We start from the raw sequence: 25,803 nt of genomic DNA, 5'->3' as shown, positions 1-25,803 counted from the left end.
AATAAATTGCCCGGAAAAAGAAATACTGTTTTAGCATTTTTTTATAGAGGTTGCAATCAGGTCAAATTTTTCCTCGTTCATAAACGTCTGCAAATTTAAGTACTATTTTTTTAATACTCAAAAATTTTGTTTACTAATTATATTTTTATTGAAATTACTGACTTATATCATTTTAAGTCTCCCCGATTACTGTGGCTTGATGCTCACAAATTCCTTGGGACTTTCATGATAATTCAACTTTAACTCCAATGAATTTTTAATGGAATGCGATAATTCATCAATGATTTTCTGCTTGAAAGTAGGCTTATAATAAATAATGCTGATCTCTCTGTACGGGAAAGGTTTTTTGAATCTGAAAACATTTTTCTTCTGTTCTTCAGAGAGCTGGCTCAATGCCAATTCAGGCAGTATGCTGATTCCTCCCACCTTATCTACCATATGAACAAGAGTCTGGATGTTGGAAGCCAGGAAATCTAAGTTCTTAGGCTTTAATGTATTTTCTTTCAGATGGCAGATATTTTCAAACTGATTTCTAAGGCAGTTTCCTTCTTCAAGAAGCCATACTTTTTCCACATTCAGTTCTTCCGGAATAATATATGAATTTTTCTTGTTGGCTTCCGTATTAGAGCTGTAGATCATCAGTTCTTCATTGAACAGGAAGTCCTGGTAAAACTCATCAGCCGTATCATAAGGAGTAGAGATAATTCCCGCATCCAGTTCACCGGCTTTAAGAGCTTTGATAATATTATCTGTAGTCATTTCCTTTACATTCATCTGGATCTTTGGATTCGCCTCAAGAAATTTAAAAATCTCAGTTGGCAGAATGAAAGAAGAAACGGTAGGAATGATCCCTAAATTGATGGTTCCACCCAGAATATTATTTAAAAGATTAGCCTTATTTTTTAGTTCATTGACAGATTCTATTATTACCTTTGCCTGATCAATGATCTGAAGCCCTACATCAGTAGTACGGATCGGGTGAGTGGTTCTGTCGAAAACTTTTACATCCAGTTCATCTTCAAATTTTTGTATCATTGCACTTAGTGTTGGCTGCGTAATAAAGCAGGCTTGAGCTGCTTTACCAAAATGTTTATACTTATCTACCGCGATAAGATACTCCAATTGCTGAATGTTCATCTGATTAATATTATCTATTACAAAGATATGATGTTTTTGCAATCAGCAATCAAAAATTCAAGTAAATTTGATATTTAATACGTCTGTATATGACAGCATACAAGGGAAAACAATCATACAAATCATAACTATATGGATTCTAAAAAATTAACGCTAAGCAATGGCGCTCCTTATTTCGAACATCAGGACTCCCAGACGGTAGGTCCAAGAGGACCTGTACTTCTTCAGGATTTCATCCTTCAGGAAAATCTTGCACATTTCGTTAGGGAAAGAATCCCTGAAAGAATTGTACACGCCAAAGGAAGCGGAGCCTACGGAACATTCACCGTAACACACGATATAAGCCAGTATACCCGAGCTAAATTATTTTCAAAAGTAGGAAATTCATGCAGAATGTTTGCCCGCTTTTCGACAGTTGGAGGTGAAAAAGGAAGCGCAGATACGGCAAGAGATCCCAGAGGATTTGCCCTAAAATTTTACACTGAAGACGGGAACTGGGATCTTGTAGGAAACAATACGCCGGTATTTTTCATCAAGGATGCTAAAAAATTTCCGGATTTTATCCATACTCAGAAAAGAGTTCCTAAAACCAATCTGAAAAGCGCCACGATGATGTGGGATTTCTGGAGCCTTAACCCAGAATCTCTGCACCAGGTTCTTATTTTAATGTCAGACAGAGGAACACCTCATGGCTACAGACATATGCATGGATTTGGATCGCATACTTTTTCGATGATTAACAGTCAAAACGAAAGAACATGGGTGAAATTCCATTTTAAAACCAAGCAGGGCATCAAAAACTTTACGGATGCTGAAGCGGTAAAAATGGCAGGAGAAAATCCGGATTTTGCCCAGGAAGATCTTTGCAATGCTATTGAAAACGGAGATTTTCCTAAATGGACTTTATACATTCAGGTAATGACGGAAGAACAGGCTAAAGATTTCAGATGGAATCCTTTCGACGTTACCAAAGTATGGTCACATGATGATTTCCCGTTGATTGAAGTAGGAGAAATGGAGCTGAATGAAGTTCCTGTCAATTATTTTGCCCATGTAGAACAGTCTACCTTTTCTCCAAGCAGCCTGATTGATGGAATCAGTTTTTCACCGGATAAAATGCTTCAGGGAAGATTATTCTCTTATCCTGACGCCCACAGATACAGAGTTGGAGTAAACGCTCATCAACTGGAAGTAAACCGCTGTCCTTTTGCTGTAAACAATTACCAAAGAGATGGGTTTATGGCAGATTCAAGCTACTATCAGGATAAACCGAATTATCACCCAAATAGTTTTGATGACATTAAACCGGATCCGGCTTACAAAAACTATGAATATGAATTGGATAGCGCCCATGTAGCCTACTACAATCGAAATGAAAATGATGATGATCATTATACCCAGCCCGGACTTCTGTATACTAAAGCCATGAATGCTGAAGACAGGGAACATCTGATCAGCAATATCGTAGGAAGCATGAAGGCTATAGACGGCCCTAAGAGAGATGAAATCATCAACCGCCAGTTATGTCACTTTTTCAGGACAAATATTGAACTTGGCATGAAAGTGGCATCACAGTTAAACATTAATATTGATGCAAATATGATGAATCACTCAAAGTGAGTATTTTGAAAGATAAATCAATTAAAAGGAAAAAAAACTAACATTTTTTCCTTTTTTTTGTAAAAAATTCATAATTTGCAGAAAATAATATTTCAAAGTGGAAAATGAGTTACGATAATATATTATTAAAAAAAGAGGACAAACTAGCTGTCATTACCATCAACAGACCTGAAAGTTTAAATGCTTTAAACGCAAAAACGATTCAGGAAATCAGTTCAGCAATGGACGAACTTAACGCAGATAATTCCTGTAGAGTAATTATTCTGACAGGAAGCGGAGAGAAATCATTTGTTGCCGGAGCTGACATTAAGGAATTCAGTGATTTTGGACAGGAAAAAGCCGAAGAACTGGCCAGAAATGGGCAAACTATCCTGTTTAACAAGATTGAAAATATGTCTAAGCCTGTAATTGCAGCTGTCAACGGCTTTGCATTAGGGGGAGGTTTAGAGCTTGCTATGGCGTGCCATATCAGATATGCATCGGAAAATGCCAGACTAGGGCTTCCAGAAGTAACTTTAGGATTGATTCCGGGTTACGGAGGGACTCAAAGGCTCCCGAAGCTTGTAGGAAAAGGTATTGCCAACGAAATGATCTTTTCAGCCAAAATGATCCCTGCTCAGAAAGCAAAAGAGATCGGACTGGTGAATGAAGTATACCCTATTGAAGAATTATTAACCAAAACAAAAGAATTAGCAGGAATCATTGCCAACAACTCACCAATGGCAATATCCAAGGCCATCCAGGCCGTAAACTTATCTGACACGGATAAAGGTTTTGAAACAGAGATTCAGTCTTTCGGAGAACTTTTTGATATGGCAGATAAGAAAGAAGGAGTTACCGCTTTCCTTGAGAAAAGAAAGCCTAACTTCTAAAGATTTTTAATCCAAATTATTTCGAAAAAACTAATGCTGCGGTATGAATAAGTTTGACAAAGCTTATCTAAAAATGGCCCAGGAATGGGCAAAACTATCCTACTGTAAGAGAAAACAGGTAGGAGCTCTTATCGTAAAAGATAGGATGATTATTTCAGATGGTTACAACGGAACTCCTTCGGGGTTTGAAAACTGCTGTGAAGATGAAGAGGGGAAAACACACTGGTATGTACTTCATGCGGAAGCCAATGCCATATTAAAGCTGGCCGCTTCCACTCAGTCTGCTCATGGTGCGACGTTATATTTAACACTTTCGCCGTGCAAAGAATGCAGCAAATTGATTCTGCAGGCAGGAATTACAAGACTTGTGTATATTAATGAGTATTCGGACGACGACGGGATATCGTTCTTAAGAAACCATAACATTGAAATAGAACAAATATCGGACTGTGAACTAAAAAAATAAGCACAAATGACTTGGGATGAAAAGATCAAAGATTTTGAAATATTTCTTCGTTTCGAAAGAAATTTTTCAGAAAACACGCTCGACGCCTATATTCGAGACATCAAAAAATTAAAAGATTACGCCATAGAGGATCTGGCAAACGTCGGTCCAGACTCTATAGGTTACGAAAATTTACAGGAGTATATTTTCAATCTTTCCAAACAAAAATTCAGTGAAAGATCTCAAGCCAGATGGATCTCTTCTATAAAAGCTTTCTTTAAGTTCTTGCTTGAAGATGAGTTCAGAGAAGATAATCCTGCGGCACTTCTTGAAGGTCCTAAACTGGGTTTGTATTTACCGGATACCTTAAGCCTGCAGGACATCAATAAGATCATTGCAGCTATTGAGATAAATACAGAACTAGGAAAGAGAAATCACTGCATCATAGAGGTACTTTATGGATGCGGGCTCCGTGTTTCTGAACTCATCGATCTTAAAATATCGAATATCAACTTCAAAGAACAGTATATCAAAGTAAACGGAAAAGGGAATAAAACCCGTTTTGTTCCTTTAGCTGACTATACTGCTGAACTTCTGGAGACCTATATTAAAGAGGTCCGTTCAAAAAGCAAGATCAACAAAAAGTATGAAGACACGCTGTTTCTGAACAGCCGTGGAACCTCTATGTCCAGGGTGATCGTATTTCTGATCATCAAGGAACTTACAGATAAAGCCGGGGTAAGCAAGAAAATATCTCCGCATACCTTCAGACATTCTTTTGCCACACACCTGCTTCAGAACGGTGCAGACCTTCGTTATATTCAGGAAATGCTGGGACATTCCAGTATTACCACTACGGAGATCTATACCCATTTGAAAACGGAAGAACTACGGGATGTTATCCTGAGTTATCACCCGAGAAATATTAATATTACTCAATAAAATGAAGTTCCATCTGCTCTTTGAAAAAACAATTATAAACAGATGAAATTATTGAAATACTGCCCAAATTGCGGCAGAGAAAGTCTGCATTGGGACGGCGAAAAGAAATGGAGCTGTCCCGAATGTAGTTTCACCCTCTACAACAATGTTGCAGGTGCCGTAGCCGTCGTCATTCGATGTGGAGACGAAATTTATCTTACCCGGAGAAACAGGGACCCTAAAAAAGGAAAACTTGACCTCGCCGGAGGTTTTGTAGATCCGAAAGAAAGTGCGGAAGAAACCTGCCGGAGAGAACTTTTCGAAGAGCTGCAGCTTGATGTAGATATTTCAAATTTAAAGTATATCACCAGCCTTCCTAATGTATATCAATACAAAGAAATTGATTACAATACGATTGATCTCTTTTATGAATATAATGTTGCTGAGAAGTTTGAGGTTAATCTCGAACTGTCAGAAATCTCAGAAGCTATCTGGATTCCTTTGAATCAACTGAATCTTGATGATATTGCTTTTGATTCTCAGAAGAGATTTTTTGAAGATTATTTAAAGAAGTAATTTTATACTATATATCCCCTTAGAAAATCTTAGGGGATTTTATTATGGGTAATGTGGTCAAAAATAGTTGGTATTTTTCAGAAAATAAATGGTAAATCAATAGGTTTTTGATTTCAGCATTTCCTCAAAATAGTTGATAAGCAGTGTTCTTTCTGCTTCTGAAAGGTTAGCTTCTTTGTGATAGACAATATAGCCCGGCATTGGCATTGTTTTACTCTGAATGGTCTGAATAGATTTATTGAGCATATTTTCTTTCAGATCTTTATTATAAGTATCCCAGACAGAGAAATTAAGATGTTCCCTGCCTTCATTGATATGGCTTTTTACCGACCATGAAACCGGAGCAATGTAAGCATATTTGGGATAAACTGTTTCATTGGAATGACAGTCATAGCAGGCTCCTTTTATCAAAGTTTTGATTTTCTCCGGTGCCTTTTTAGCATCTACAAAATTCACGGCAGCATCTACGGGTTTGTTTACCTTATCTACCGGAATAAACTGAACCATTGCAAAAACAACCAGTATCCAGAATATAACTTTCTTTGCCGTCTTCATTTCTTTATTTTACTGGTGTCAGCACCGCATTTTCCGATTTCAATTCTTTATTCACTTCTTTCTGTATAGTTTCTTTAGGTGTTTCTGTTGAAGAAGGTACAGCATTCTGCGCAGGAGTATTTCCTTTTGGGTTATCCAAGGTCCTTGTGTCTTTCAGATCCCAGTCTTCTCTGGTTTCCCACAATGCTCTTACGACTGCTTTCTTGTAGAAAATATAAGAATCTTCAGCAAAAGTTTCCGTGGTAAAATCGGCTTCATCCCAGTATTTATTTCCATTATTGTCTACCAGGATCCTTACGATATACTCGTCGGGTTTCAGAATATCAAATTTGATCTTATCTCCCGTTGTATATTTTGAATAAATTACCTTTTCGGAGGAATCCAAAAGCTGGATCCAGTAATTGGTTGTTGGTGCATTAGTGAGCGTAAATTCAAGGCTTCCAAAATCTTCAACTTTACCCACTTCAAAATCGAAACCTTTAGACTGTGTATTTTTAGCATAGAAAGATGATACTGTCTCTTTCGGAATGATAAGCTGGTATTTTTTCCCGCTCACAAAATCTGATTGAATATGAATCTCATATGGGTTGGTTTCCGATATTTTTGCAGTGAACTCCTGAGTGGTAATGCTGTCTTTTTTCAGGCTCCATTTTTCAGGGTTGATCTTATCAATAATATAAGCCGATCTGACAATGAAATCTGAATTCGGGGCCAGAGAAGCACCTCCGTTATCAAGATCCATCGCATTCTTTTTATTGTATTTATAAAATACAGAAACTGTATCTTGTTTAACGCCTATATCATAGCTGAATTTAAGATTGTCTGTTCCGGTCTGCCCTAGTCCATTTTTCTCAGCATCAAACCAGATTCTGACAGAATCAGACTTAGGGCGATGCGTAACTTTAATATCTTGAAGTTTTTCATTAACGGAAAGAACTTTTACTTCATCAGGATTTCCAGTGAAAGTCATTAAGATCCCTCCCGGAATTTCTTTCATTTCCTGATATTTCAGTGGCTTTTTGGAAGGATAAATTTTCATATTGAGACCTGAAATCGATTTCTCAACATCAATAGGTTCTTTCTGAAATCCTATTTTCTCTTTTCCAGGATCGTAAACAGAATTCCCGTTTTCATCATCAAAAGCAATGATTTTATATTTTCCCGGCGAAAGATAGTTGAGCTCATAATATCCGTCGTCATCAACTTTTGTTATATAATAAGGCTTTTGTCTGTAATTGATGGTATCTTTTACCTGATAAAGGCCAACAACAAGCTTATTTTCGTTGGTTTCTGTTTTCTTTTTGATGGCTGTGGCATCACTAATTACCCCACTCACATACAGATCATCCAGCTTCTCCCCTGTGGAGAATGCAAAATTAAAATAACGCAGAATGTTGGCTTCATTATTATCCGTAATAGAGTTTCCGAAATTGAAGTTATACGTTGTATTGGCCTGCAAAGTATCTTCCCATTGAATCAATATAAATTTGTTTGCAATATTGGACGGAAGGATTCTTTTTATATTTTTGATCGGCGGGGAAATGATCAGGTTTTTATTAATATCCTTAAGACTTATATATTCATCAAAATCCAGCCGAAGCTCCCGGATATCTCTTTTTACATTAACTCTGGTGGTATCAATATTTGAGCTTAAAAATTTCGGAGCCAGGGTATCTTTCGGACCTCCTACAGGGGAACCTACTCTTGCACAGGAGAATGCAAGAATACAGATGACGAATAAAAAAAGAAGTCTTTTCATGAATATATTTAAGCAAAATTAAACATTATTCTCCATAAACTTCATGTCCTGCTTCTAAAGTATCTTTATTATCATTCATCACGCTGTGAAGTTTGTCTTTCTGAACCGGGAAATCTTCAAATAATCCTGACAGTGCAAGAGCTGTATATACTTTGTTTGAATATTTGTTTCCTATCGCCACAATGGTCACTTTTGATTTTAACAAATGGGCAAAAACGGAATTGGTACCGTGCCACCAACCATTGTGATAGGTTAACTTTTCACCATTATCGAAAATCTTCATTCTGAAACCAAGACCGTAATTATTCATTCCGGCTTTTTCATTGCTGTAAGGTGTAAAGATCATCTGCATCAGTTCCGGTTTCAGGAAATCTTTTGAATACATAGCTTTTGAAAAGTTATAAAGATCTCTTGGCGTGGTATACACATTCTTATCTCCATAAATAAGATCCAGACGGTCTAAAGGATAAAGCCTGTTTGCTCCGTAATAGAAAGACTGTGAAGCGGTAGGAATGTCTTTTTCCTGAAAGATGAAGCTGTTATTCATTTTTAAAGGAGTAAAGACCATTTCTTTCATCGCCTGCGGGAAAGGAGTTTTTGTTACTTTCTCAATGAGCAGGGCCAGCATGGCAAAGTTGGTATTACAGTACATAAAGCCGGTATCTGTATCTCTTGCCATATCAGGTTTGTATTTGATAATCATATCCAGAATATCCTGATTGGTAAGAAATGTTTTTGAAAGTTCAGCAGGAGCCGGCTGTATTTTTGTAATAAAATATTCGTATTTCGGAAGACCGCTTCTTTGGTCCAGCAATGTCTGTACAGTTACATTAGGATAAGGAAAACCTGGAAAATATTGGGTAAGATGATCTGAAAGCTTAATTTTCCCGGCTTCTACCAGTTTCATCATCGCCATAGCCGTAAGTGTTTTTGAAACAGATGCTACGTGCAGGGGTGTATTCTTATCAATCGGCATCTGGTTTCCTTCTCTTCCGAAACCTCTGTAATTTTCATACAAGATCTCATCTCCTTTTGCTACCAGAATTCCACCGCTCAAATCACTTCCCTCCCAGATCTTTTTATAATACTGGTCAATATACCCAACCAATGATTGTTTATCTGAAAGCTGTCCGTCCGCCTCCGTAAAAACGTTATCCAGATCTACATTTCCATAGTTCGGAAGATTGGTTGTGCTTACTGCTGAAATCTCTTTGGATTCAGATTTTTTATTGCAGGAAAACAGGGATAAAAAAACAATTAAAATAAGTATACAATTGCGCGTCTTCATGTGGTTCAAAAATGAGCGGCAATTTAATAAAACTGTAAAAAAAATATTGGATATGAAAGGGATATTATGAATTATTTAACATTGTCACAGAATAAAAAGCCAAAAACATAAAATCAGGCCACACTCTTTTGTTTTCACTAACAATAGGAGGACACAATCTTATCCACAATAAACTGTGCCAGCTTTTCCTTACTTTGGTGGGTCCAGCCTGCAATATGAGGAGTAACGATAGCTTTTTCAGATCCAAGAAGGTATTTGAGGTCTTCATTTTCAGTTTCCAGATGTTCGAAAGATGATTTTTCGTATTCCAGAACATCAAGACAAGCTCCTTTTATTTTTCCGGATTTCAATCCCTCAACTAGACTTTTAGTTTCTACGTTTTTCCCTCTCGCTGTATTCACGAAATAAAAGTCATTTTTCATCTCTGAAATAAACTTTTGATCAACAAAATAATGGGTTTCGGAAGTCAATGGAATGTGAAGGCTTACCACTTCTGCTGACTGCTTCAGCTCTTCCAGACTGACCTGTTGTGCAAATTCATCGGAAAGCCCAGGAAGAATATCATGAAAAATTACTTTACACCCGAATCCGGAAAGTCTTTTTGCGGTAGCTTTTCCCATATTTCCGTATCCTATAAGGCCTACGGTTTTCCCAAGCAGTTCGTCTCCTCTGTTCTCTTCACGCTTCCAGATTCCGTTTTTTACTTCCTGTGAGGCAATAAACAGACGGTTCATCAGAATCAACAACATTCCTACGACATGCTCTGCCACAGAATCCCTGTTTCCTTCCGGTGAATTGATCAGCTGAATACCAAGTTTCTCCGCTGCAGGAATATCGATATTTTCCATACCTGCTCCTACTCTTGCAATGAATTTCAGATTTTTACCTTTCTCAAGAAAATTTTCATCTAAAGGAATGCGGCTTCTGATGATCACTCCGTCGTACTGTTCAATTTTATCACAAACCTCATCATAAGAGGATGTAAAATCTTCTTCCAGCACAAAGTTTTTAGCAAGAAGCTGTTTGGTGATAAGGGGATGGTTTTTATCTAAAAGAAGAATTTTCATATTAAAAAACACAAATAACACTAATTTAGTTTTACCAAAATATCCACTGCATTTTTTTCATTTTATCCGGCACAAATCATTTGTGAAAATTTATGCCGAACATTGTGTTATGAGTGTCTATATTTTCTATTTTTTATCTTTTTTAGGTTCCTGAGGTTCCTGGAAAAGTTTTTTAAGCTCTACGGATTCCAAAGGTTTCATTCTCCCGGAAAGAATCAATGAAAGCTCTTTTCTTCTGAAAGCGGCAGCATGTCTCAATTTTTCCTCTTCTGTTTCCGGGATCATATCCGGAATAGGAATAGGACGGTTGAATTCATCTACAGCAACGAACGTATATATTCCTTCATTAGTATGGATTTTTTTCTGGTTGATCGGATCATCCAGCCAAACATCCACGTACACTTCCATAGAGGTAGAGAATGCTCTTGAAACTTTTGACTCAAGCACGACTACTCCACCTTCGGGAATAGGATGATTGAAGGAAACGTGGTTTACCGAAGCCGTTACTACTCTTCTTTCACAGTGTCTTGCCGCGGAAATAGACGCACAACGGTCCATTTTTGCTAAAAGTTCACCACCAAAAAGGTTTCTGAGAGAGTTGGTTTCGTTCGGAAGAACGATATTGGTCATAATGGTCAGGGATTCTGACGCTTTTTTTACTTTTGCCATTTCTTAGTGTTGTTTGGAACTGCCGGAGCTGATTTTACTTGTTGCCCGGCTGGTTTTATCAGTGAATCTTTCTTCAGAGAATCAGACACTGCAGGGACTGGTTTTTGTACAGGGTCTTTCGTGGTGTCTTTGGGAACAATCCTGTGTGTTGATGTCTGTACAGAGACAGTATCAAAGGATTTCTTTCCGAAAAGCAATTCTCTCTGAGTAAATGCATAGTATACGATACCTGCAACCGGAACTGCAAAAAGGAAGGTCCAAAGAATGGATTTTTTTAATTTATAATCTTTCTCCCGGTTTTCTGTAATGCGGACTTTTTCACCATTGTTGATATCGGAAATTCTGATTTCTTCCAACCCGTAAAAGTCGGGATGACCGGATTCTATTCTTTTCCCTTTAAAATGGGTATCTCCTTCTTCAATTATTACGGTTCCCAGATTCTGAATTTCCAGAACCTGTTCAGCCTGCAGTTTTTTCTTCCAGAAATCGGTCTGGATCTTCAGGTCACTTTTGGAAGCTTCAAGAGACATCTGTTTTTGTGACGCAATAAAAGCAGCCAGCTCATCAGATACCACCTCATAATCCACTGCAAAGACAATCTCGCTTGCAGGCGGAAGAATGCTTCCGTTTTCAGAATTAATGATTGCTTTCGAATTTTTAAGCGAAAACACACCGAAACCCGGAACCGTCACAGTACCAAATTGTTTCAGATATTCTAAAATGTATGCAGAAATATTCATTTGGCAGCAAATTTATAACTTTTTCATGACTTTTGAAGACATTTCCTTCAATATGAAAAAAGACCACCTAAGCAGTCTTTTGATGATTGTGTATTAAAACGAAAGGATTAAAACCTCTTTCACACTTTAATTTCTCTATTATTGAATTTTCCAGCTGATCCCGAACATAAAATTAGTTCCTGCCTGCGAAAAATAATAAGGAGATCCTTCATAAACAGCTCCGTTGTTAACATACTTTTTATTGAACAGATTGTTTACCAGTAATTTCAGTGCCATATCGTTATTAGCGATTTTAAACTGGTACTGAGCATTAAAATCAGTAAGGAAATAATCTTTTAACTGTAAATTTTTATCTTCTGTGTTATCCAGATACTGCTTCCCCACATATTGGTTCATTAAAGCAAACTGGAAACTCTTTGAAGGGTTGAACTTCAACCCTAGATTAGCAATAATATCCGGAGAGAATGATATCTGGGTATTTCCCAAATTAACTAAATTTCCTTTGTTCTTGATATTGAAATCCTCATTTCTGTTCTGGCTTAAACTCAGGTTTCCGGATACTTCCCACTGCTTCGAAAGTTTTGCCAACGCTCCGATCTCAATTCCTCTTCTGTAACTTTTCCCTGAATTGGTTCTGATGAACGCGCCCACATTATTCAGTTCCCCATTCAAAACCAACTGGTTAACATAGTACATATAGTATAAATTCGCGGTAAATGATACGATGCCGAACTGTTTTTCAATTCCCGCCTCAAAATCGTGCAGCTTTTCAGCCTTCACATTGTTATCGCTCATCAGATCGTCTCTGTTAGGCTCACGGTGGGCATGGGCATAGGAAAGGAAGACTTTCCCATTTCCGATTTTATAATTCACTCCGGCTTTCGGATTAAAGAACAGCCAGTTTTTATCAAGATTTCCGCCTTCTCCATCTCCTGCTGTAATAATCTTTGTATTATAATCGATATTTCTGAGCTGAAGATCTCCAAAGAACTCAAAACGATCTCCCGTTCTCCATAAAGCTTTTGCAAAACCTGCCAGTTCGCTTTTTACGGAACGGTTTCTGTAGTATTCATATTCATTAATCTGAGGAAAATAAACTCCGGTCACGTTCCCGAAATGCCTTCCGTAATACTGGTTGGCCACCACTCCGAAATTCAGGTCTACATTCTCCAGTTTTCCGTAAAGGGTGGAAACCATTCCATAAAAGTCATTGTCCAGCCATTTCTTTCTGATAAAATCTGTTACCTCAACCGGGGAACCATTTACGATCGGAACCGCAAGGTTATAATCTTGGTAATGCGTTCCCTCATCATCCGTTTCATCTACCCTTTTATAATTTTCATAATACCCTCTTCCTTTGGTATAATGCAGAGTTGTTTCTAAATTCCAGCGATCACTGAATTTCTGCTCCCAAAGTAACTGGTAATGATTTTGTCTGTAGTTATCCGTTTCATTATCATAAAACTTCTCTTCTCCCGTAAACAAATCGGTATACTGCCCCGAATAATTGAACTTAGGATTAGTTTCCCAGGTTTCCCGGTCAATACCGTTCCATGCCTGATATGTTTTTTCTTTACCCCCAAAAGCCATCAGGCGAAGCCTTGTTTTACCCTCTTCAAATAATGCGGTAAAGTTATAAGAATCCAGATTGGATGAAGCCCGGTCAATATAACCGTCAGAATGAATTTTTGTATACCTTCCCATTACAGACAGCCTGTCTTTCCAGAATTTTCCGGAACCTAACTCTGCTGAATATTTGTAAGTATTGAAAGAACCATAACTGTCATCCGTTTTGAAGTACATTTTCTCATCCGGTTCTTTTGAAATCACATTAATGCTTGCCCCAAACGCGGAAACTCCGTTATTGGAGGTCCCTACTCCTCTTTGGATAACAATTTGTGAAGCGGAACTCGTAAGATCCGGAACATTGACAAAGAAAGTCCCCTGACTTTCAGAATCATTATACGGAACACCGTTCATCATCACATTGATCCCTCTTCCTGCAACTCCACGGATTCTGAATCCGGTATAACCAACACCATTTCCGGCATCGGAGGTAGAGATCACAGAAGTCTGATTTTTTAAAAGAATCGGAAGATCCTGCCCTAAATTTCGGCTGTCAACATCTTTCTGAACATTGATGATTTCTTTGGCAACGGGAAGTCTTTTGGTAAAATTAACGGCCTCAATTTCCCTGGTTTTCAGAGAATCTTTATTCTGTGCCTGGATAAAAGCGGCAGAGCCTACGGTAAGCCCTAAAAAAAATAATCCTTTCATTCTATAAATCTTTAAAATTTAATGAATAAAAGGGGCGGATTATGATGAATAATGAGTAATTGATAATAAGTAATATGTTGAGAATTTCTCATTATCCATTACCTATTGCTCATTTTTAATTTCCCTAAACAGCATTATCCGTTCCAGGTTCATTGGGTATAATCTCAGCTTGTTACAGCACCCCTTTATTTCAGCCGCGAAATTACAAAAAATAAACGGAATAACAGAAAACACTATATATCAGATAACCAACAGTTATTTCATAAAAGTAAAACTATTATAGAGAAAGTTCTAATAGGTTTTATTATCTGCGTCCACATAGTAATAATTGGTTCCGTCTTTAGTTACTTCAAACATTTTTCCGAGCTTCCAGCTAAAGTTCCTTTTGATATTGGAATATTCAAAAGGGATGATAACTTTATTATGAACATCAATCACCCCGAACCTGTCATTATGGGACGCCACAATCATAGGATCAGAAACATCATCCCCTTCCATGATGAATAAATACTGATATTGGGGGTAAATCTGAAACTGCTTGTAATCCATAGGGTTCATAAATGTTGCCTTTTCGATGATTCCGTAAAAACCGTTCAGTACATAGGCCTGATAAAGCTGCTGTTTATATTCTTCGAATTTGCATTTTCCGAGATCTGCTTCTTTGAACTGATATACTCTTTTTCCTGTCTTGTCTACACGATAGGAAATCATATCTTTTTCTACTGTAGCATAATTTTTTGTACCAAATTTTCTAACTTTTACATTCGGAGAATTCAGAAGATTACAGTCTTCATAAAAGAATACAGCAATATGGTATTCCGGCTGGATGATAAATTTTCCGTTCTGATTAACATACCCGAATTTTCCGTCTTTTTTCTTTGGAATGAGAACCGGGAGATCCTGCTTGATCACCACAAGATCCGGATTAGTTTTAGGTTCTGCAGGACTCTTTTTTGCGGCTACTTTCCCTACATTCTTAACCGGTATTTTTTTCACAGATTTAGTCTGCGAAAAAATGAAAATCGAAATAAAAATGCACAAAAAATTAAGGATATTTTTCATATTCATCATTTGCCTGCAAAATTACGGCCAAAAATAGAAATTATCAAATTCATATTTATAAAGAATCTAAATAATTTCATTCTTATAAAATAGTAAAATTTCGTAATTTTGGGGAACATTTTGAATTGTTTAATAATTTTAAAACTTTTAGAAAAAGTGTAGGTTACACTAGCTTTTATACCGGTTAATATCGCGACTTGGAATGCGAAAAAGATCAAAATGTTATAAACCCAGCCGGTAAAGAAGAAAGACAGCATCAACAGCTGCTTTTTTAAGACACCTGCCTTTACAATGAAAGAACTTCTATTATGAATATGTATAAGGATTACATCAAAGAGATTGAGGAAAGAAAAAACCAGGGGCTTCATCCAAAACCGATTGACGGTGCTGAATTACTAAGCGAAATCATTGCACAGATTAAAGATTCAGACAATGAATACAGGGCAGATTCTCTTAAATTTTTCATCTATAACACCCTACCGGGAACGACAAGTGCAGCAGGCGTAAAAGCTAAGTTTTTAAAAGAAATCATTCTTGGTGAATCCATAGTAGAAGAAATATCTCCTGCTTTCGCATTTGAATTATTATCTCATATGAAAGGAGGTAAATCCATTGAAGTATTATTAGACTTAGCTTTAGGTGATGATGCTGTCATTGCTAAACAAGCTGCAGAAGTTCTTAAAACTCAGGTCTTCCTTTACGAAGCCGATACCAACCGTCTTAAAGAGGCATACAACAGCGGTAACGAAATCGCAAAAGAAATTCTTGAAAGCTATGCACAGGCTGAATTCTTCACAAAACTTCCTGAAGTAGCTGACGAAATTAAAGTGGTTACTTTTATTGCTGGCGAAGGGGATATTTCAACAGACTTACTTTCTCCGGGTAACCAGGCTCACTCAAGATCAGACCGTGAACTTCATGGTAAATGTATGATTACGCCTCAGGCGCAGGAAGAAATCAAGGCTTTACAGGCACAGCATCCTGATGCAAGCGTGATGCTTATCGCTGAAAAAGGAACCATGGGAGTAGGTTCATCCAGAATGTCAGGGGTAAACAACGTGGCTCTTTGGACAGGTAAACAAGCCAGCCCATATGTACCATTCGTAAATATTGCTCCGATTGTTGGAGGAACAAACGGTATTTCTCCTATCTTCCTTACTACCGTTGATGTTACCGGAGGTATCGGTATCGATCTTAAAAACTGGGTAAAGAAAACAGACGAAAACGGAAACCCTGTCCGCAACGAAGCTGGAGAAGTCATTCTTGAAGAAGCTTATTCAGTAGCTACAGGAACTGTTCTTACCATCAATATAAAAGAGAAAAAATTATATAACGGTGATCAGGAGCTGATTGACATTTCTAAGGCATTAACTCCTCAGAAAATGGAATTCATCAAAGCCGGAGGTTCATACGCTATTGTATTTGGTAAAAAATTACAAACATTTGCCGCTCAGGTTTTAGGTATTGAAGCACCCACTGTTTTTGCTCCGTCCAAAGAGATTTCTCATGAAGGACAAGGCCTTACAGCTGTTGAAAAAATCTTTAACAGAAATGCCGTAGGTACAACGCCAGGAAAAGTATTACATGCCGGTTCTGATGTTCGTGTACAGGTAAACATTGTTGGCTCACAGGATACGACAGGTCTTATGACTTCTCAGGAACTGGAATCAATGGCTGCAACTGTCATTTCTCCAATTGTTGACGGTGCATACCAATCAGGATGCCATACCGCTTCTGTTTGGGATAAAAAAGCTCAGGCTAACATTCCTAAGCTGATGAAATTTATGAACGATTTCGGATTGATTACAGCCCGTGACCCGAAAGGTGAATACCACGCAATGACTGACGTAATTCACAAAGTTCTTAACGATATTACCGTAGATGAGTGGGCAATTATCATCGGAGGAGACTCTCACACAAGAATGTCTAAAGGAGTGGCTTTCGGAGCCGACTCTGGAACGGTTGCTCTTGCATTAGCTACAGGTGAGGCTTCTATGCCAATTCCTGAATCTGTAAAAGTAACGTTCAAAGGTGAAATGAAACCTCACATGGACTTCCGTGATGTGGTACATGCTACTCAGGCTCAGATGTTGAAGCAGTTTGGAGGAGAAAACGTATTCCAGGGAAGAATTATTGAAGTTCACATCGGAACACTTCCTGCTGACCAGGCCTTCACCTTTACAGACTGGACTGCTGAAATGAAAGCGAAAGCATCTATCAACATTTCTGAAGACAATACCCTAATCGAATCATTGGAAATTGCCAAAGGCAGAATCCAGATCATGATCGACAAAGGAATGGATAACCACAACAAAGTTCTTCAGGGATTAATTGATAAAGCAAATAAGAGAATTGAAGAGATCAGATCAGGTGAAAAACCAGCACTGACTCCGGATTCCAACGCTAAATATTATGCTGAAGTTGTTGTAGATCTTGATGTGATTGTTGAACCAATGATTGCTGACCCGGATGTAAACAACGAAGATGTTTCCAAGAGATATACCCATGATACGATCAGAGATCTTTCTTACTACGGTGGAGAGAAAAAAGTAGACCTTGGTTTCGTAGGATCTTGTATGGTTCACAAAGGTGACCTTAAGATTGTTTCCCAGATGTTGAGAAACCTTGAAAAACAACAAGGGAAAGTAGAATTTAACGCACCTCTTGTAGTGGCAGCTCCTACTTACAACATCATTGACGAGTTAAAAGCTGAAGGAGACTGGGAATTATTAGAGAAATATTCAGGTTTTGAATTTAATGACAATGCTCCAAAAGGGGAGGCCCGTACAGAATACGAAAATGTAATGTACCTTGAGCGTCCGGGATGTAACCTTTGTATGGGTAACCAGGAAAAAGCAGCGAAAGGAGATACCGTTTTAGCTACTTCTACCCGTCTTTTCCAGGGAAGAGTGGTTGAAGATTCTGAACGCAAAAAAGGAGAATCTTTATTGGCTTCAACTCCGGTAGTTGTGCTTTCTGCCATCATTGGAAGAATTCCAAGCATTGATGAATATAAAGCTGCTGTAGAAGGTATTGACCTTACTACTTTCGTACCTTCCATTAAGGAATTAACAAGTACAAGCGCTCACTAATTTGATTAATACTTAAGTCGCAAGACGATTTAAAATAATATAATTGAAAGATTTTAGTCCTCCCGGACTTAAAATCTTTCAATTTTTTGTTTAGAATGTTTCTATTTTAAGATAGTTACGTTTTTTTTTCAATAAAATCCAGAAAATAAATTCTATTTTTTCTTAAATTGAAAATTATAAAATCTATTGATTTTAGAATCAAAATACCCCCTGTTTCTGGATTATAGGAACGTTTTTTGATGTATAAAAAATTGATTTTTCTTTTTCAATCGCTGAAAAAGAAAATATTCATTAATAAAAAAAACAAAACTAAAATAAGATATGACTTTTGATATTGATATGATCAAAAAAGTGTACGAGCGTTACCCTGAGAGAATTGCTATAGCAAGACAAATCGTAGGAAAACCTCTTACCCTTTCAGAAAAAATTCTTTACACCCACCTTTGGGAGGGGAATGCTAAACAAGCATATGAAAGAGGAAACTCTTATGTGGATTTTGCACCGGACAGAGTAGCCATGCAGGATGCAACAGCGCAAATGGCGCTTTTACAGTTCATGCAGGCCGGAAAAGCTAAAGTTGCCGTTCCTTCAACAGCACACGCCGATCACCTGATCCAGGCGAAAGTAGGGGCAGATAAAGATTTACAGGAAGGTATCAACAAAAATTCCGAGGTATTTAACTTCTTAAGTTCTGTATGTGATAAATACGGAATCGGGTTCTGGAAACCGGGAGCAGGTATCATTCACCAGGTTGTCCTTGAAAATTATGCATTCCCGGGAGGGATGATGATTGGTACAGACTCCCATACGGTAAACGCCGGAGGACTAGGAATGGTCGCTATTGGTGTAGGAGGTGCTGATGCAGTAGACGTAATGGCCGGAATGGCCTGGGAGCTTAAAATGCCTAAACTTATCGGGGTTAAATTAACCGGAAAAATGAATGGATGGACTTCCGCTAAAGATGTTATTCTGAAAGTAGCAGGAATTCTTACCGTAAAAGGAGGTACAGGATGTATCGTAGAATACTTTGGTGAAGGAGCCCAATCTCTTTCAGCAACAGGTAAAGGTACAATCTGTAATATGGGTGCCGAAATTGGTGCCACTACTTCCACTTTCGGGTATGATGACTCTATGAGAAGATACCTGGCTGCAACAGGAAGACAAGATGTAGTAGATGCTGCTGATAAAATTGCAGAACACTTAACTGGTGACTCTGAGGTTTATGCCAATCCTGAACAGTATTTTGATCAATTAATTGAAATCAACCTTTCTGAGCTTACTCCACATTTAAATGGACCTTTTACTCCGGACTTAGCAACTCCAGTTGCTGAATTCAGAGCGAAGGCTGAAGCAAACGGATGGCCGCTTGAGGTTGAATGGGCACTTATAGGCTCATGTACCAACTCTTCATATGAAGATTTATCAAGAGCTGCTTCTATTGTGGAAGATGCCGTATCTAAAGGGGTTAAGCCAAAAGCAATCTTAGGGATCAATCCAGGTTCTGAACAGGTAAAATTCACAGCAGAAAGAGACGGATTCCTTAATTCTTTCAGAAAATTTGAGAACGCCAGAATCTTTACCAATGCCTGCGGACCATGTATCGGTCAATGGGACAGAGAAGGCGCTGAAAAAGGAGAGAAAAACTCTATTATTCACTCTTTCAACAGAAACTTTGCAAAAAGAGCTGATGGAAACCCGAACACTCATGCTTTCGTAGCCTCTCCGGAAATGGTAGCTGCTGTAGCAATCTCAGGAAGACTAGACTTCAACCCAATTACAGATACTCTAACGAACGAAGCCGGCGAACAGGTAAAACTGGATGAGCCTAAAGGCTCTGAACTTCCTGCAAGAGGTTTTGCAGTAGATGACAACGGTTATCAGGCTCCATCGGCAGATGGTTCCAGCGTTGTTGTGAATGTAAGTCCTACTTCCGACAGGCTTCAGTTATTAGAAGAGTTCCCTGCTTGGGACGGTAAAAATATTGAAGGCGCAAAAGTACTGATCAAAGCTTTCGGAAAATGTACAACTGATCATATTTCTATGGCTGGACCATGGTTGAAATACAGAGGTCATTTAGACAATATTTCAAACAACATGTTGATTGGAGCAGTAAACGCTTACAATATGGAAACCAATAAGGTTAAAAATGAGCTAACCGGTGAATACGGTGAAGTTCCGGCTGTACAAAGAGCTTACAAAGCAGCAGGCGTGCCGACCATTGTTGTGGGAGACCAAAATTATGGTGAAGGTTCTTCAAGAGAGCATGCTGCCATGGAGCCGAGACACCTTGGAGTAAAAGCGGTATTGGTAAAATCATTTGCGAGAATCCACGAAACCAACCTTAAAAAACAAGGGATGCTTGGAATTACTTTCGCTAATGAAGCTGATTACGATAAAATTCAGGAAGATGACACAGTGAACTTCTTAGACCTTGACCAGTTTGCTCCAAGAAAACAATTAACTTTAGAATTCATTCATAAAGACGGAACTAAAGACATTATCATGGCCAACCACACCTACAACGATCAACAAATTGATTGGTTCAAGGCTGGTTCTGCATTGAACCTGATTAAACAACAAGAGAAATAATAAGAATTAATTGTTAGATTGATTAATCATAAAAAAGGCAGTTTCTGAGGAAGCTGTCTTTTTATTTTATGTCTTTCAAAAAGAATTTAACCGAACCCTGTATAATAGTCTTTTTTAACCTCTCACTGATGTTGCAGATTAAGCAGATTTTTGATAAAAAAAACATCCAAATCTTATAGGTTTGAATAGCTTACTTATTTTAGCTTATTTAACAGATTTGCTCTATAGCTCTCCCCAATCGGAACTTCCTGTTCAGATTCCAATATCACTTTCTTAAGGCCTATATTTTTGATTTTATCCAGATTGATGATAAAAGATTTATGAATCCGTATAAAATCGTCTGAAAGCTGGTTCTCCAGAGATTTCAGGGTATCCAGAACAATATATTCCTGATCTGTTGTACGGATATTTACGTAATCTTTGATGCTTTCAATATAAAGGATGTCATTATAATTGATCCGGTGCTGCTGCCCTGAAGATTTAACAAAGAAATATGACTCTCTTTTATTTTCATGAAAAGAAAAACGCTCCCGGGCTTTTTCCACGCTTTTATAAAATCTATCAAAAGAAATCGGCTTCAGAAGATAATCTACCACATGATGTTCATAGCCTTCCAATGCATATTCAGAATAAGCAGTCGTTAAAATATACTTGTGTGAATCTCCTACGATTTTCATAAAGTTGATTCCTGTAAGTTCCGGCATCTGAATATCCAGAAAGATAAGATCACAATTATTAGTCCGGATATATTCCAACGCTGTAATGGGGTTTTCTGCGGAGAAGACCAGTTCTAAAAAGGGAACTTTCCGCACGTAATTTTCCAGCAGCGAGATAGCCAGCGGTTCATCATCAACAATAATACATTTAATGGTTTTCATGCGGAAAAGTTATTTTCAAATCTACAACAAATTCAGATTCATTTTCACGAATAGACAACTGGTGAGCAGGATATAAAATTTCAAGCCTTTTCCTGACATTTTCAATACCAATTCCTGAAAAATCATCTTTAGATCTGTTGTTCTTAAAATTATGAAGATAAAAATGCAGCGATCCTTTTTTATCAGATATTTTAAGTTCAAAACCTTTATCTCTGAAATCACCATGTTTAAAAGCATTTTCTACAAACGGAACCAACAGCATGGGAGAGATTCCCTGATCCGGATTATTAATATTCTTTTCAATGACAAGCAGTTCCGGGTTTTTAATTCTTAAACTTTCCAGAGCGATCAGGCTTTCAATATAACCTATTTCTTTTTCCAACCGGATCAAAGGCTTTTCAAGGTCTTTTGTACTGTACCTCAGTAAGCGGCTCAGCTCTTCTATCGCAGGAAGCGCCTTTTCAGAATTTTGATATACCAAAGAGTAAATATTATTCAGGGAATTAAAAATAAAATGCGGATTGATCTGCGTTTTCAGTGCCTGAAGTTCTGCGTCTTTCTTTTCGGTCATGAGTCTATTCTTTTCAGTTTCCATCGCAGAATACAACTTAAAAATACATAGAACCGTACTCACAAAAATGGTAATAAAGCTGAAATAGATATTATCATAGAAGTAAAAGGCAAGTCCGGTTCCTTCTGCATAATTTCTTATTCCAAATAAAGCAGGCAAGAGCGTCTCCTCCACAGAATACCGTATAATGACAAAACAGAAAACACTTATAAAATACCCGATAATGATTTTATAGAATTTATTCAGATCAAAAAATTTCGGAACGACCCAAAAGTAATTAATGTAGAAACAGCAAAAACTGGTGATGAAAAAAGTAACAGAAAAAACAAGATATAGTTTACTCAGTTCTTTCATACTAAAATTAAATTCGAGCACTTCTTTGATGAAATAGAGGCACCAATAGAAAATATGCAGGGATAAAAGCTGTTTCTTTTTCATCGCATAAAAATAAAAGTTACACCAGACAAACCCTACAAATTTTCGATGAACCCTGTAAAATTTCCGATAAAACTTATTTGTCGTCAAAAAATAACCGTTTCATCTAATTGCTGTTGCCCACTCAGTTTTTTCCTGATAGCTTTACAAAAAATAATACAAGCCCAATATCGGCTATTATTATAGAAATAAACATGAAAAAAATAACCATTCTCACTTCAGCATTATGCAGTATGTTTTTCTCTGCCCAAACGACGGGCGATACTGTAAAAGTGAAAATCATTGAATCTATATCTCTGGAGGGAAAGAAAAAAATTATAGAACGGAAGGTAGACCGCCTTGTGTATGATGTTCAGAACTCAATGGTCTCACAAGGGAGCTCCGGAACAGAGGTTCTGGCCAACACACCTCTGCTAAAAGTTGATGAAGACAAAGGACTTCTTTCTATTATAGGGAAAAGCGGTGTTTCTGTAATGGTCAATGACCGTATGCTGAATCTTTCAGGAACAGAGCTGATGAATTATCTGAAAAACCTTCGTTCTGAGAATATTGCCAAAATTGAAGTGATCACCACTCCTCCGGCTAAGTATGACGCTCAGGGAAACAGCGGAATCATCAATATCGTTCTGAAGAAAAACCAGAACCTGGGATGGAGCGGCTTTCTGAATTCGTACTACAAACAGGCTACCTATGCAGGTTTTGGAGGAAGTACAAGCCTGAATTATCAGAATAAAAAACTAAAAGCTTCATTAAAACTCCGTGGCTACGATGAAGACAAGCGTTCTGTAGAAAACTATACTGTGAGCAGCACCCGTTCATCTGTGAGCCAGGATGACAGGCGGGACATGAATGACGGCCTGGGAGCCAATATCAACCTTGATTATGCAGTGACTGAAAAATCAAATTTAGGTCTGATTTACGACATTGCCCGTGGACATTCTAATATGGATATTGCTTCTTTTCAGAATTATTTTAACGGGGATGCTGTTATCCTGAGAACCAATACCAATTCTAAACATCGTTCAACCTCAAAATCCCAGATGCTTAATTTATATTTTGATCAGAAATTGGGAGAACATAAGCTAAGTATAGGAGCCAATTATTATGGAAATTTACCGGAAAACAATGTTAATTTTATAACGACTGATCTTTCGGATTCGGCGGAGAAGATTGTAAGAAACCTTTCATCTGTTGATTATAAAATTTATTCGGGACAGGCAGATCTTGCTTTAAACTTAAAAAAAATTCAGATGGAAACCGGACTAAAGTACAGCCAGTTTTCCAACCGTTCAGACATCGGCTATTTTAACCTGACCGGAAATGACTATATCATAGATCCGGAGAGAAGTAATCTTTTTGATTATGATGAAAAAAATTATGCAGCATACATCAGTGCGAGCAAGGATTTTGGCGAAAAATGGTCTGCAAAGCTGGGTTTCCGGTATGAATATACCGAAACGAACGGATATTCACCAACCACACTGTCACGATCTGAAAATAAATATGGAAAACTATTCCCATCAGCCTATATTTCCTATAAAGCCAATGAAAATAACCAGTTCAGTCTGAATTATTCCAGAAGAATCAACCGTCCTGGTTTCCGGGCCCTGGATCCGTTCAGATGGTACTCCAATCCTTACAGTTATTATGCAGGAAATCCAAGTCTACTGCCTGCCTTCAATGATAATATAGAATTCAATTATATTTTTAAGAATAAGTGGTCTGCTAATCTGTATTACCAGAGATCTACCAGTAATTTTGACCAGATCACTTTTCCTGACGGAATTTATATGACCAGCACGTATGAAAACTATTATAATCAGAACAATTACGGAATCAACCTTAATTATACCGATACGTTTTTCAAAATGTGGGAAAGCAGTCTATCCGCCTCATACAGCTACAGCGATACACAGATCACCAAATTCAATGCTGTGGTTATGAACGGGCAGTCATTTTATTATTCCACCAACAATACATTTCGTCTGAATAAAGAGAAAACTTTTTACTTTTTTCTTAATTACTGGCAGTCTCTTCCGTCCAAAGGAGGAAATTCAACCTCAAAAAGCAATGCCAGCGTGAATGCCGGGGTTAAAATGAGCTTAATGGATAAAAAACTTCAGATGAATCTATCTGTCAATGATATTTTCAGACAGGCGGGATACAGAGGAAGTGCTTATTATGAAGATAATGTACAATCTTTTAATAATTACTGGGATGCCAGAAAACTGACTTTAAGCGTTACTTACAGTTTCGGAAACCAAAAGGTAAAATCCAACAGCAGAACAGTTGATTTTGAGGATAAAAACAGAGCGAACTAAACTTTAAAACAAAATTTTTTAATCATAAAAAAACAATAACCATGAAAACTTTTTTTTATACACTCCTGCTATGTCTTCCTGCATTGATGACCGCACAGAAGAAACCTTCAGACTATTTTCAAAATCCAAGGACCAAAGTTCTTGTAGTAGGTACATTCCATTTTGATTATCCTAATCTTGATGCCCACAAAACCCTAAAAGAAGATCAGGTGGATGTACTATCTCCGAAAACTTCAAAAGAAGTGACTGAACTGGTCAATTACATCAAGAAATTCAAGCCTACTAAAATCGCTATCGAAGCCTGGCCGGAATGGAATGCCAATCAGAAATTGAAGGAATACAACGAAGGTAAGCACCGTGACCAGCGTGATGAACGTTATCAACTGGCTATGCGAATCGCCAAGGATCTTAAAATTGGGGAACTTTATAGCATAGATGCAGGATCAGTTCTGGATGACATGATGGAAAAAATAGGCAAAACAGATTCCCTTTATTTTAAAAACCTCCTTCAGGATTATGATTTTAAAAGCGACGATCCTATATCCCAGAGTTTTACTTCACTCTATAAAGCTTCTGAGCCTAAAAACTTTAAGTCCCTGCTGGATAATTTTATGTATCTGAACAGTAAAGAGTACCATCAATACGGCTATGGAGTTTATCTTAGCGGAGATTTCAAGCTGAGACAGTACGATGGAGCAGATATGCTGGCTCTGTACTGGTATGACAGAAACCTGAGAATGTTCAGAAATATGCAGAATATCCCTCACAGTGCTGAAGACAGAATCCTTGTGATTGCCGGTAATGGCCATGCTGCAGTATTCAGACAACTTCTTACGTTTTCCGCAGAATATGATTTTGTAGAATTTTCTTCACTTAAATAGCTCTTTCACTACTCATTATCATAAAAAATTATGGTTCTTACAGATCTT

Annotated in this window: 20 protein-coding genes; 9 read left to right on the top strand and 11 right to left on the bottom strand. The window is 37.7% G+C overall.

Translation table 11 applies throughout. The annotated features are described in order from the left end of the window. Positions 1 to 186 precede the first annotated feature (186 nt). On the bottom strand, positions 187 to 1,137 hold the full coding sequence (locus J2Y40_RS12365; protein ID WP_045501350.1) for a LysR substrate-binding domain-containing protein: 951 nt from the start codon (positions 1,135 to 1,137) through the stop codon (positions 187 to 189). A 132-nt stretch (positions 1,138 to 1,269) separates the two neighbouring features. Here J2Y40_RS12365 and J2Y40_RS12360 point away from each other — a divergent pair, with 132 nt between their 5' ends. From J2Y40_RS12360 to J2Y40_RS12340, 5 genes are all read left to right on the top strand, one after another. Further along, positions 1,270 to 2,757, top strand: coding sequence for a catalase (locus tag J2Y40_RS12360; protein WP_153396294.1), 1,488 nt, complete (start codon positions 1,270 to 1,272; stop codon positions 2,755 to 2,757). 104 nt (positions 2,758 to 2,861) lie between these two features. Beyond that, the gene (locus J2Y40_RS12355) at positions 2,862 to 3,629 is read left to right on the top strand and encodes an enoyl-CoA hydratase/isomerase family protein (RefSeq protein ID WP_153396296.1); all 768 of its coding nucleotides are present in this window, start codon (positions 2,862 to 2,864) and stop codon (positions 3,627 to 3,629) included. A gap of 43 nt (positions 3,630 to 3,672) precedes the next feature. Further along, complete coding sequence (locus tag J2Y40_RS12350; protein ID WP_062698645.1) at positions 3,673 to 4,095, top strand: dCMP deaminase family protein; 423 nt, start codon at positions 3,673 to 3,675, stop codon at positions 4,093 to 4,095. A gap of 6 nt (positions 4,096 to 4,101) precedes the next feature. After that, positions 4,102 to 5,016 (top strand): site-specific tyrosine recombinase XerD, encoded by a 915-nt coding sequence (xerD, locus tag J2Y40_RS12345; RefSeq protein WP_153396298.1) that lies wholly within the window; start codon positions 4,102 to 4,104, stop codon positions 5,014 to 5,016. A gap of 42 nt (positions 5,017 to 5,058) precedes the next feature. After that, a complete protein-coding gene (locus tag J2Y40_RS12340; RefSeq protein ID WP_153396300.1) occupies positions 5,059 to 5,571 on the top strand; it encodes an NUDIX domain-containing protein in 513 nt (170 codons plus the stop codon). Positions 5,572 to 5,667: 96 nt separating this feature from the next. Here the strand turns inward: J2Y40_RS12340 and J2Y40_RS12335 are convergent, their stop codons facing one another. The 8 genes from J2Y40_RS12335 to J2Y40_RS12300 all read right to left on the bottom strand — a co-directional run bounded on the left by J2Y40_RS12335 (position 5,668) and on the right by J2Y40_RS12300 (position 14,922). Then, positions 5,668 to 6,126, bottom strand: coding sequence for a heme-binding domain-containing protein (locus tag J2Y40_RS12335; protein ID WP_153396302.1), 459 nt, complete (start codon positions 6,124 to 6,126; stop codon positions 5,668 to 5,670). A gap of 4 nt (positions 6,127 to 6,130) precedes the next feature. Further along, positions 6,131 to 7,885: an Ig-like domain-containing protein gene (locus J2Y40_RS12330; RefSeq protein WP_309999204.1), complete on the bottom strand. Its 1,755-nt coding sequence runs from the start codon at positions 7,883 to 7,885 to the stop codon at positions 6,131 to 6,133. Positions 7,886 to 7,910: 25 nt separating this feature from the next. Then, complete coding sequence (locus tag J2Y40_RS12325; RefSeq protein ID WP_153396306.1) at positions 7,911 to 9,173, bottom strand: serine hydrolase; 1,263 nt, start codon at positions 9,171 to 9,173, stop codon at positions 7,911 to 7,913. Positions 9,174 to 9,310: 137 nt separating this feature from the next. Beyond that, complete coding sequence (locus tag J2Y40_RS12320) at positions 9,311 to 10,240, bottom strand: 2-hydroxyacid dehydrogenase (RefSeq protein WP_153396308.1); 930 nt, start codon at positions 10,238 to 10,240, stop codon at positions 9,311 to 9,313. Between the two features lie 126 nt (positions 10,241 to 10,366). Further along, a complete protein-coding gene (locus tag J2Y40_RS12315; RefSeq protein ID WP_062698653.1) occupies positions 10,367 to 10,909 on the bottom strand; it encodes an acyl-CoA thioesterase in 543 nt (180 codons plus the stop codon). After that, complete coding sequence (locus J2Y40_RS12310; protein ID WP_153396310.1) at positions 10,897 to 11,649, bottom strand: hypothetical protein; 753 nt, start codon at positions 11,647 to 11,649, stop codon at positions 10,897 to 10,899. Before J2Y40_RS12310 ends, J2Y40_RS12315 begins: the two co-directional genes overlap by 13 nt. A 138-nt stretch (positions 11,650 to 11,787) precedes the next feature. Next, positions 11,788 to 13,926, bottom strand: coding sequence for a TonB-dependent receptor (locus J2Y40_RS12305; protein WP_153396312.1), 2,139 nt, complete (start codon positions 13,924 to 13,926; stop codon positions 11,788 to 11,790). Positions 13,927 to 14,217: 291 nt separating this feature from the next. After that, a complete protein-coding gene (locus J2Y40_RS12300) occupies positions 14,218 to 14,922 on the bottom strand; it encodes a WG repeat-containing protein (protein WP_231128691.1) in 705 nt (234 codons plus the stop codon). Positions 14,923 to 15,296: 374 nt separating this feature from the next. Here J2Y40_RS12300 and J2Y40_RS12295 point away from each other — a divergent pair, with 374 nt between their 5' ends. After that, complete coding sequence (locus J2Y40_RS12295; RefSeq protein ID WP_153396316.1) at positions 15,297 to 18,080, top strand: bifunctional aconitate hydratase 2/2-methylisocitrate dehydratase; 2,784 nt, start codon at positions 15,297 to 15,299, stop codon at positions 18,078 to 18,080. A 321-nt stretch (positions 18,081 to 18,401) separates the two neighbouring features. After that, positions 18,402 to 20,669, top strand: coding sequence for an aconitate hydratase (locus J2Y40_RS12290; protein WP_309999196.1), 2,268 nt, complete (start codon positions 18,402 to 18,404; stop codon positions 20,667 to 20,669). A 194-nt stretch (positions 20,670 to 20,863) separates the two neighbouring features. Here the strand turns inward: J2Y40_RS12290 and J2Y40_RS12285 are convergent, their stop codons facing one another. Further along, positions 20,864 to 21,547: a LytTR family DNA-binding domain-containing protein gene (locus tag J2Y40_RS12285; protein WP_153396320.1), complete on the bottom strand. Its 684-nt coding sequence runs from the start codon at positions 21,545 to 21,547 to the stop codon at positions 20,864 to 20,866. Continuing rightward, positions 21,534 to 22,556 (bottom strand): sensor histidine kinase, encoded by a 1,023-nt coding sequence (locus tag J2Y40_RS12280; RefSeq protein WP_153396322.1) that lies wholly within the window; start codon positions 22,554 to 22,556, stop codon positions 21,534 to 21,536. Before J2Y40_RS12280 ends, J2Y40_RS12285 begins: the two co-directional genes overlap by 14 nt. 191 nt (positions 22,557 to 22,747) lie before the next feature. Here J2Y40_RS12280 and J2Y40_RS12275 point away from each other — a divergent pair, with 191 nt between their 5' ends. Both J2Y40_RS12275 and J2Y40_RS12270 read left to right on the top strand, forming a co-directional pair. Continuing rightward, positions 22,748 to 24,874, top strand: coding sequence for an outer membrane beta-barrel family protein (locus J2Y40_RS12275; protein ID WP_309999193.1), 2,127 nt, complete (start codon positions 22,748 to 22,750; stop codon positions 24,872 to 24,874). A gap of 41 nt (positions 24,875 to 24,915) precedes the next feature. Next, a complete protein-coding gene (locus J2Y40_RS12270; RefSeq protein ID WP_153396326.1) occupies positions 24,916 to 25,755 on the top strand; it encodes a DUF5694 domain-containing protein in 840 nt (279 codons plus the stop codon). Positions 25,756 to 25,803 lie beyond the last annotated feature (48 nt).

The organism is Chryseobacterium sp. 2987, from assembly GCF_031456375.1.
Taxonomy (GTDB): domain Bacteria; phylum Bacteroidota; class Bacteroidia; order Flavobacteriales; family Weeksellaceae; genus Chryseobacterium; species Chryseobacterium vaccae.
The sequence above is the reverse complement of the archived record's forward strand: the minus strand, read 5'-3'. Positions and strand labels throughout refer to the sequence as shown.

Coding starts and splice junctions, on each gene's coding strand:
- J2Y40_RS12270 (WP_153396326.1), top strand. CDS start 24,916: ATGAAAACTTTTTTTTATACACTCCTGCTATGTCTTCCTGCATTGATG.
- J2Y40_RS12350 (WP_062698645.1), top strand. CDS start 3,673: ATGAATAAGTTTGACAAAGCTTATCTAAAAATGGCCCAGGAATGGGCA.
- J2Y40_RS12335 (WP_153396302.1), bottom strand. CDS start 6,126: ATGAAGACGGCAAAGAAAGTTATATTCTGGATACTGGTTGTTTTTGCA.
- J2Y40_RS12365 (WP_045501350.1), bottom strand. CDS start 1,137: ATGAACATTCAGCAATTGGAGTATCTTATCGCGGTAGATAAGTATAAA.
- J2Y40_RS12360 (WP_153396294.1), top strand. CDS start 1,270: ATGGATTCTAAAAAATTAACGCTAAGCAATGGCGCTCCTTATTTCGAA.
- J2Y40_RS12355 (WP_153396296.1), top strand. CDS start 2,862: ATGAGTTACGATAATATATTATTAAAAAAAGAGGACAAACTAGCTGTC.
- J2Y40_RS12325 (WP_153396306.1), bottom strand. CDS start 9,173: ATGAAGACGCGCAATTGTATACTTATTTTAATTGTTTTTTTATCCCTG.
- J2Y40_RS12330 (WP_309999204.1), bottom strand. CDS start 7,885: ATGAAAAGACTTCTTTTTTTATTCGTCATCTGTATTCTTGCATTCTCC.
- J2Y40_RS12315 (WP_062698653.1), bottom strand. CDS start 10,909: ATGGCAAAAGTAAAAAAAGCGTCAGAATCCCTGACCATTATGACCAAT.
- J2Y40_RS12295 (WP_153396316.1), top strand. CDS start 15,297: ATGAATATGTATAAGGATTACATCAAAGAGATTGAGGAAAGAAAAAAC.
- J2Y40_RS12305 (WP_153396312.1), bottom strand. CDS start 13,926: ATGAAAGGATTATTTTTTTTAGGGCTTACCGTAGGCTCTGCCGCTTTT.
- J2Y40_RS12310 (WP_153396310.1), bottom strand. CDS start 11,649: ATGAATATTTCTGCATACATTTTAGAATATCTGAAACAATTTGGTACT.
- J2Y40_RS12280 (WP_153396322.1), bottom strand. CDS start 22,556: ATGAAAAAGAAACAGCTTTTATCCCTGCATATTTTCTATTGGTGCCTC.
- xerD (WP_153396298.1), top strand. CDS start 4,102: ATGACTTGGGATGAAAAGATCAAAGATTTTGAAATATTTCTTCGTTTC.
- J2Y40_RS12275 (WP_309999193.1), top strand. CDS start 22,748: ATGAAAAAAATAACCATTCTCACTTCAGCATTATGCAGTATGTTTTTC.
- J2Y40_RS12340 (WP_153396300.1), top strand. CDS start 5,059: ATGAAATTATTGAAATACTGCCCAAATTGCGGCAGAGAAAGTCTGCAT.
- J2Y40_RS12285 (WP_153396320.1), bottom strand. CDS start 21,547: ATGAAAACCATTAAATGTATTATTGTTGATGATGAACCGCTGGCTATC.
- J2Y40_RS12290 (WP_309999196.1), top strand. CDS start 18,402: ATGACTTTTGATATTGATATGATCAAAAAAGTGTACGAGCGTTACCCT.
- J2Y40_RS12320 (WP_153396308.1), bottom strand. CDS start 10,240: ATGAAAATTCTTCTTTTAGATAAAAACCATCCCCTTATCACCAAACAG.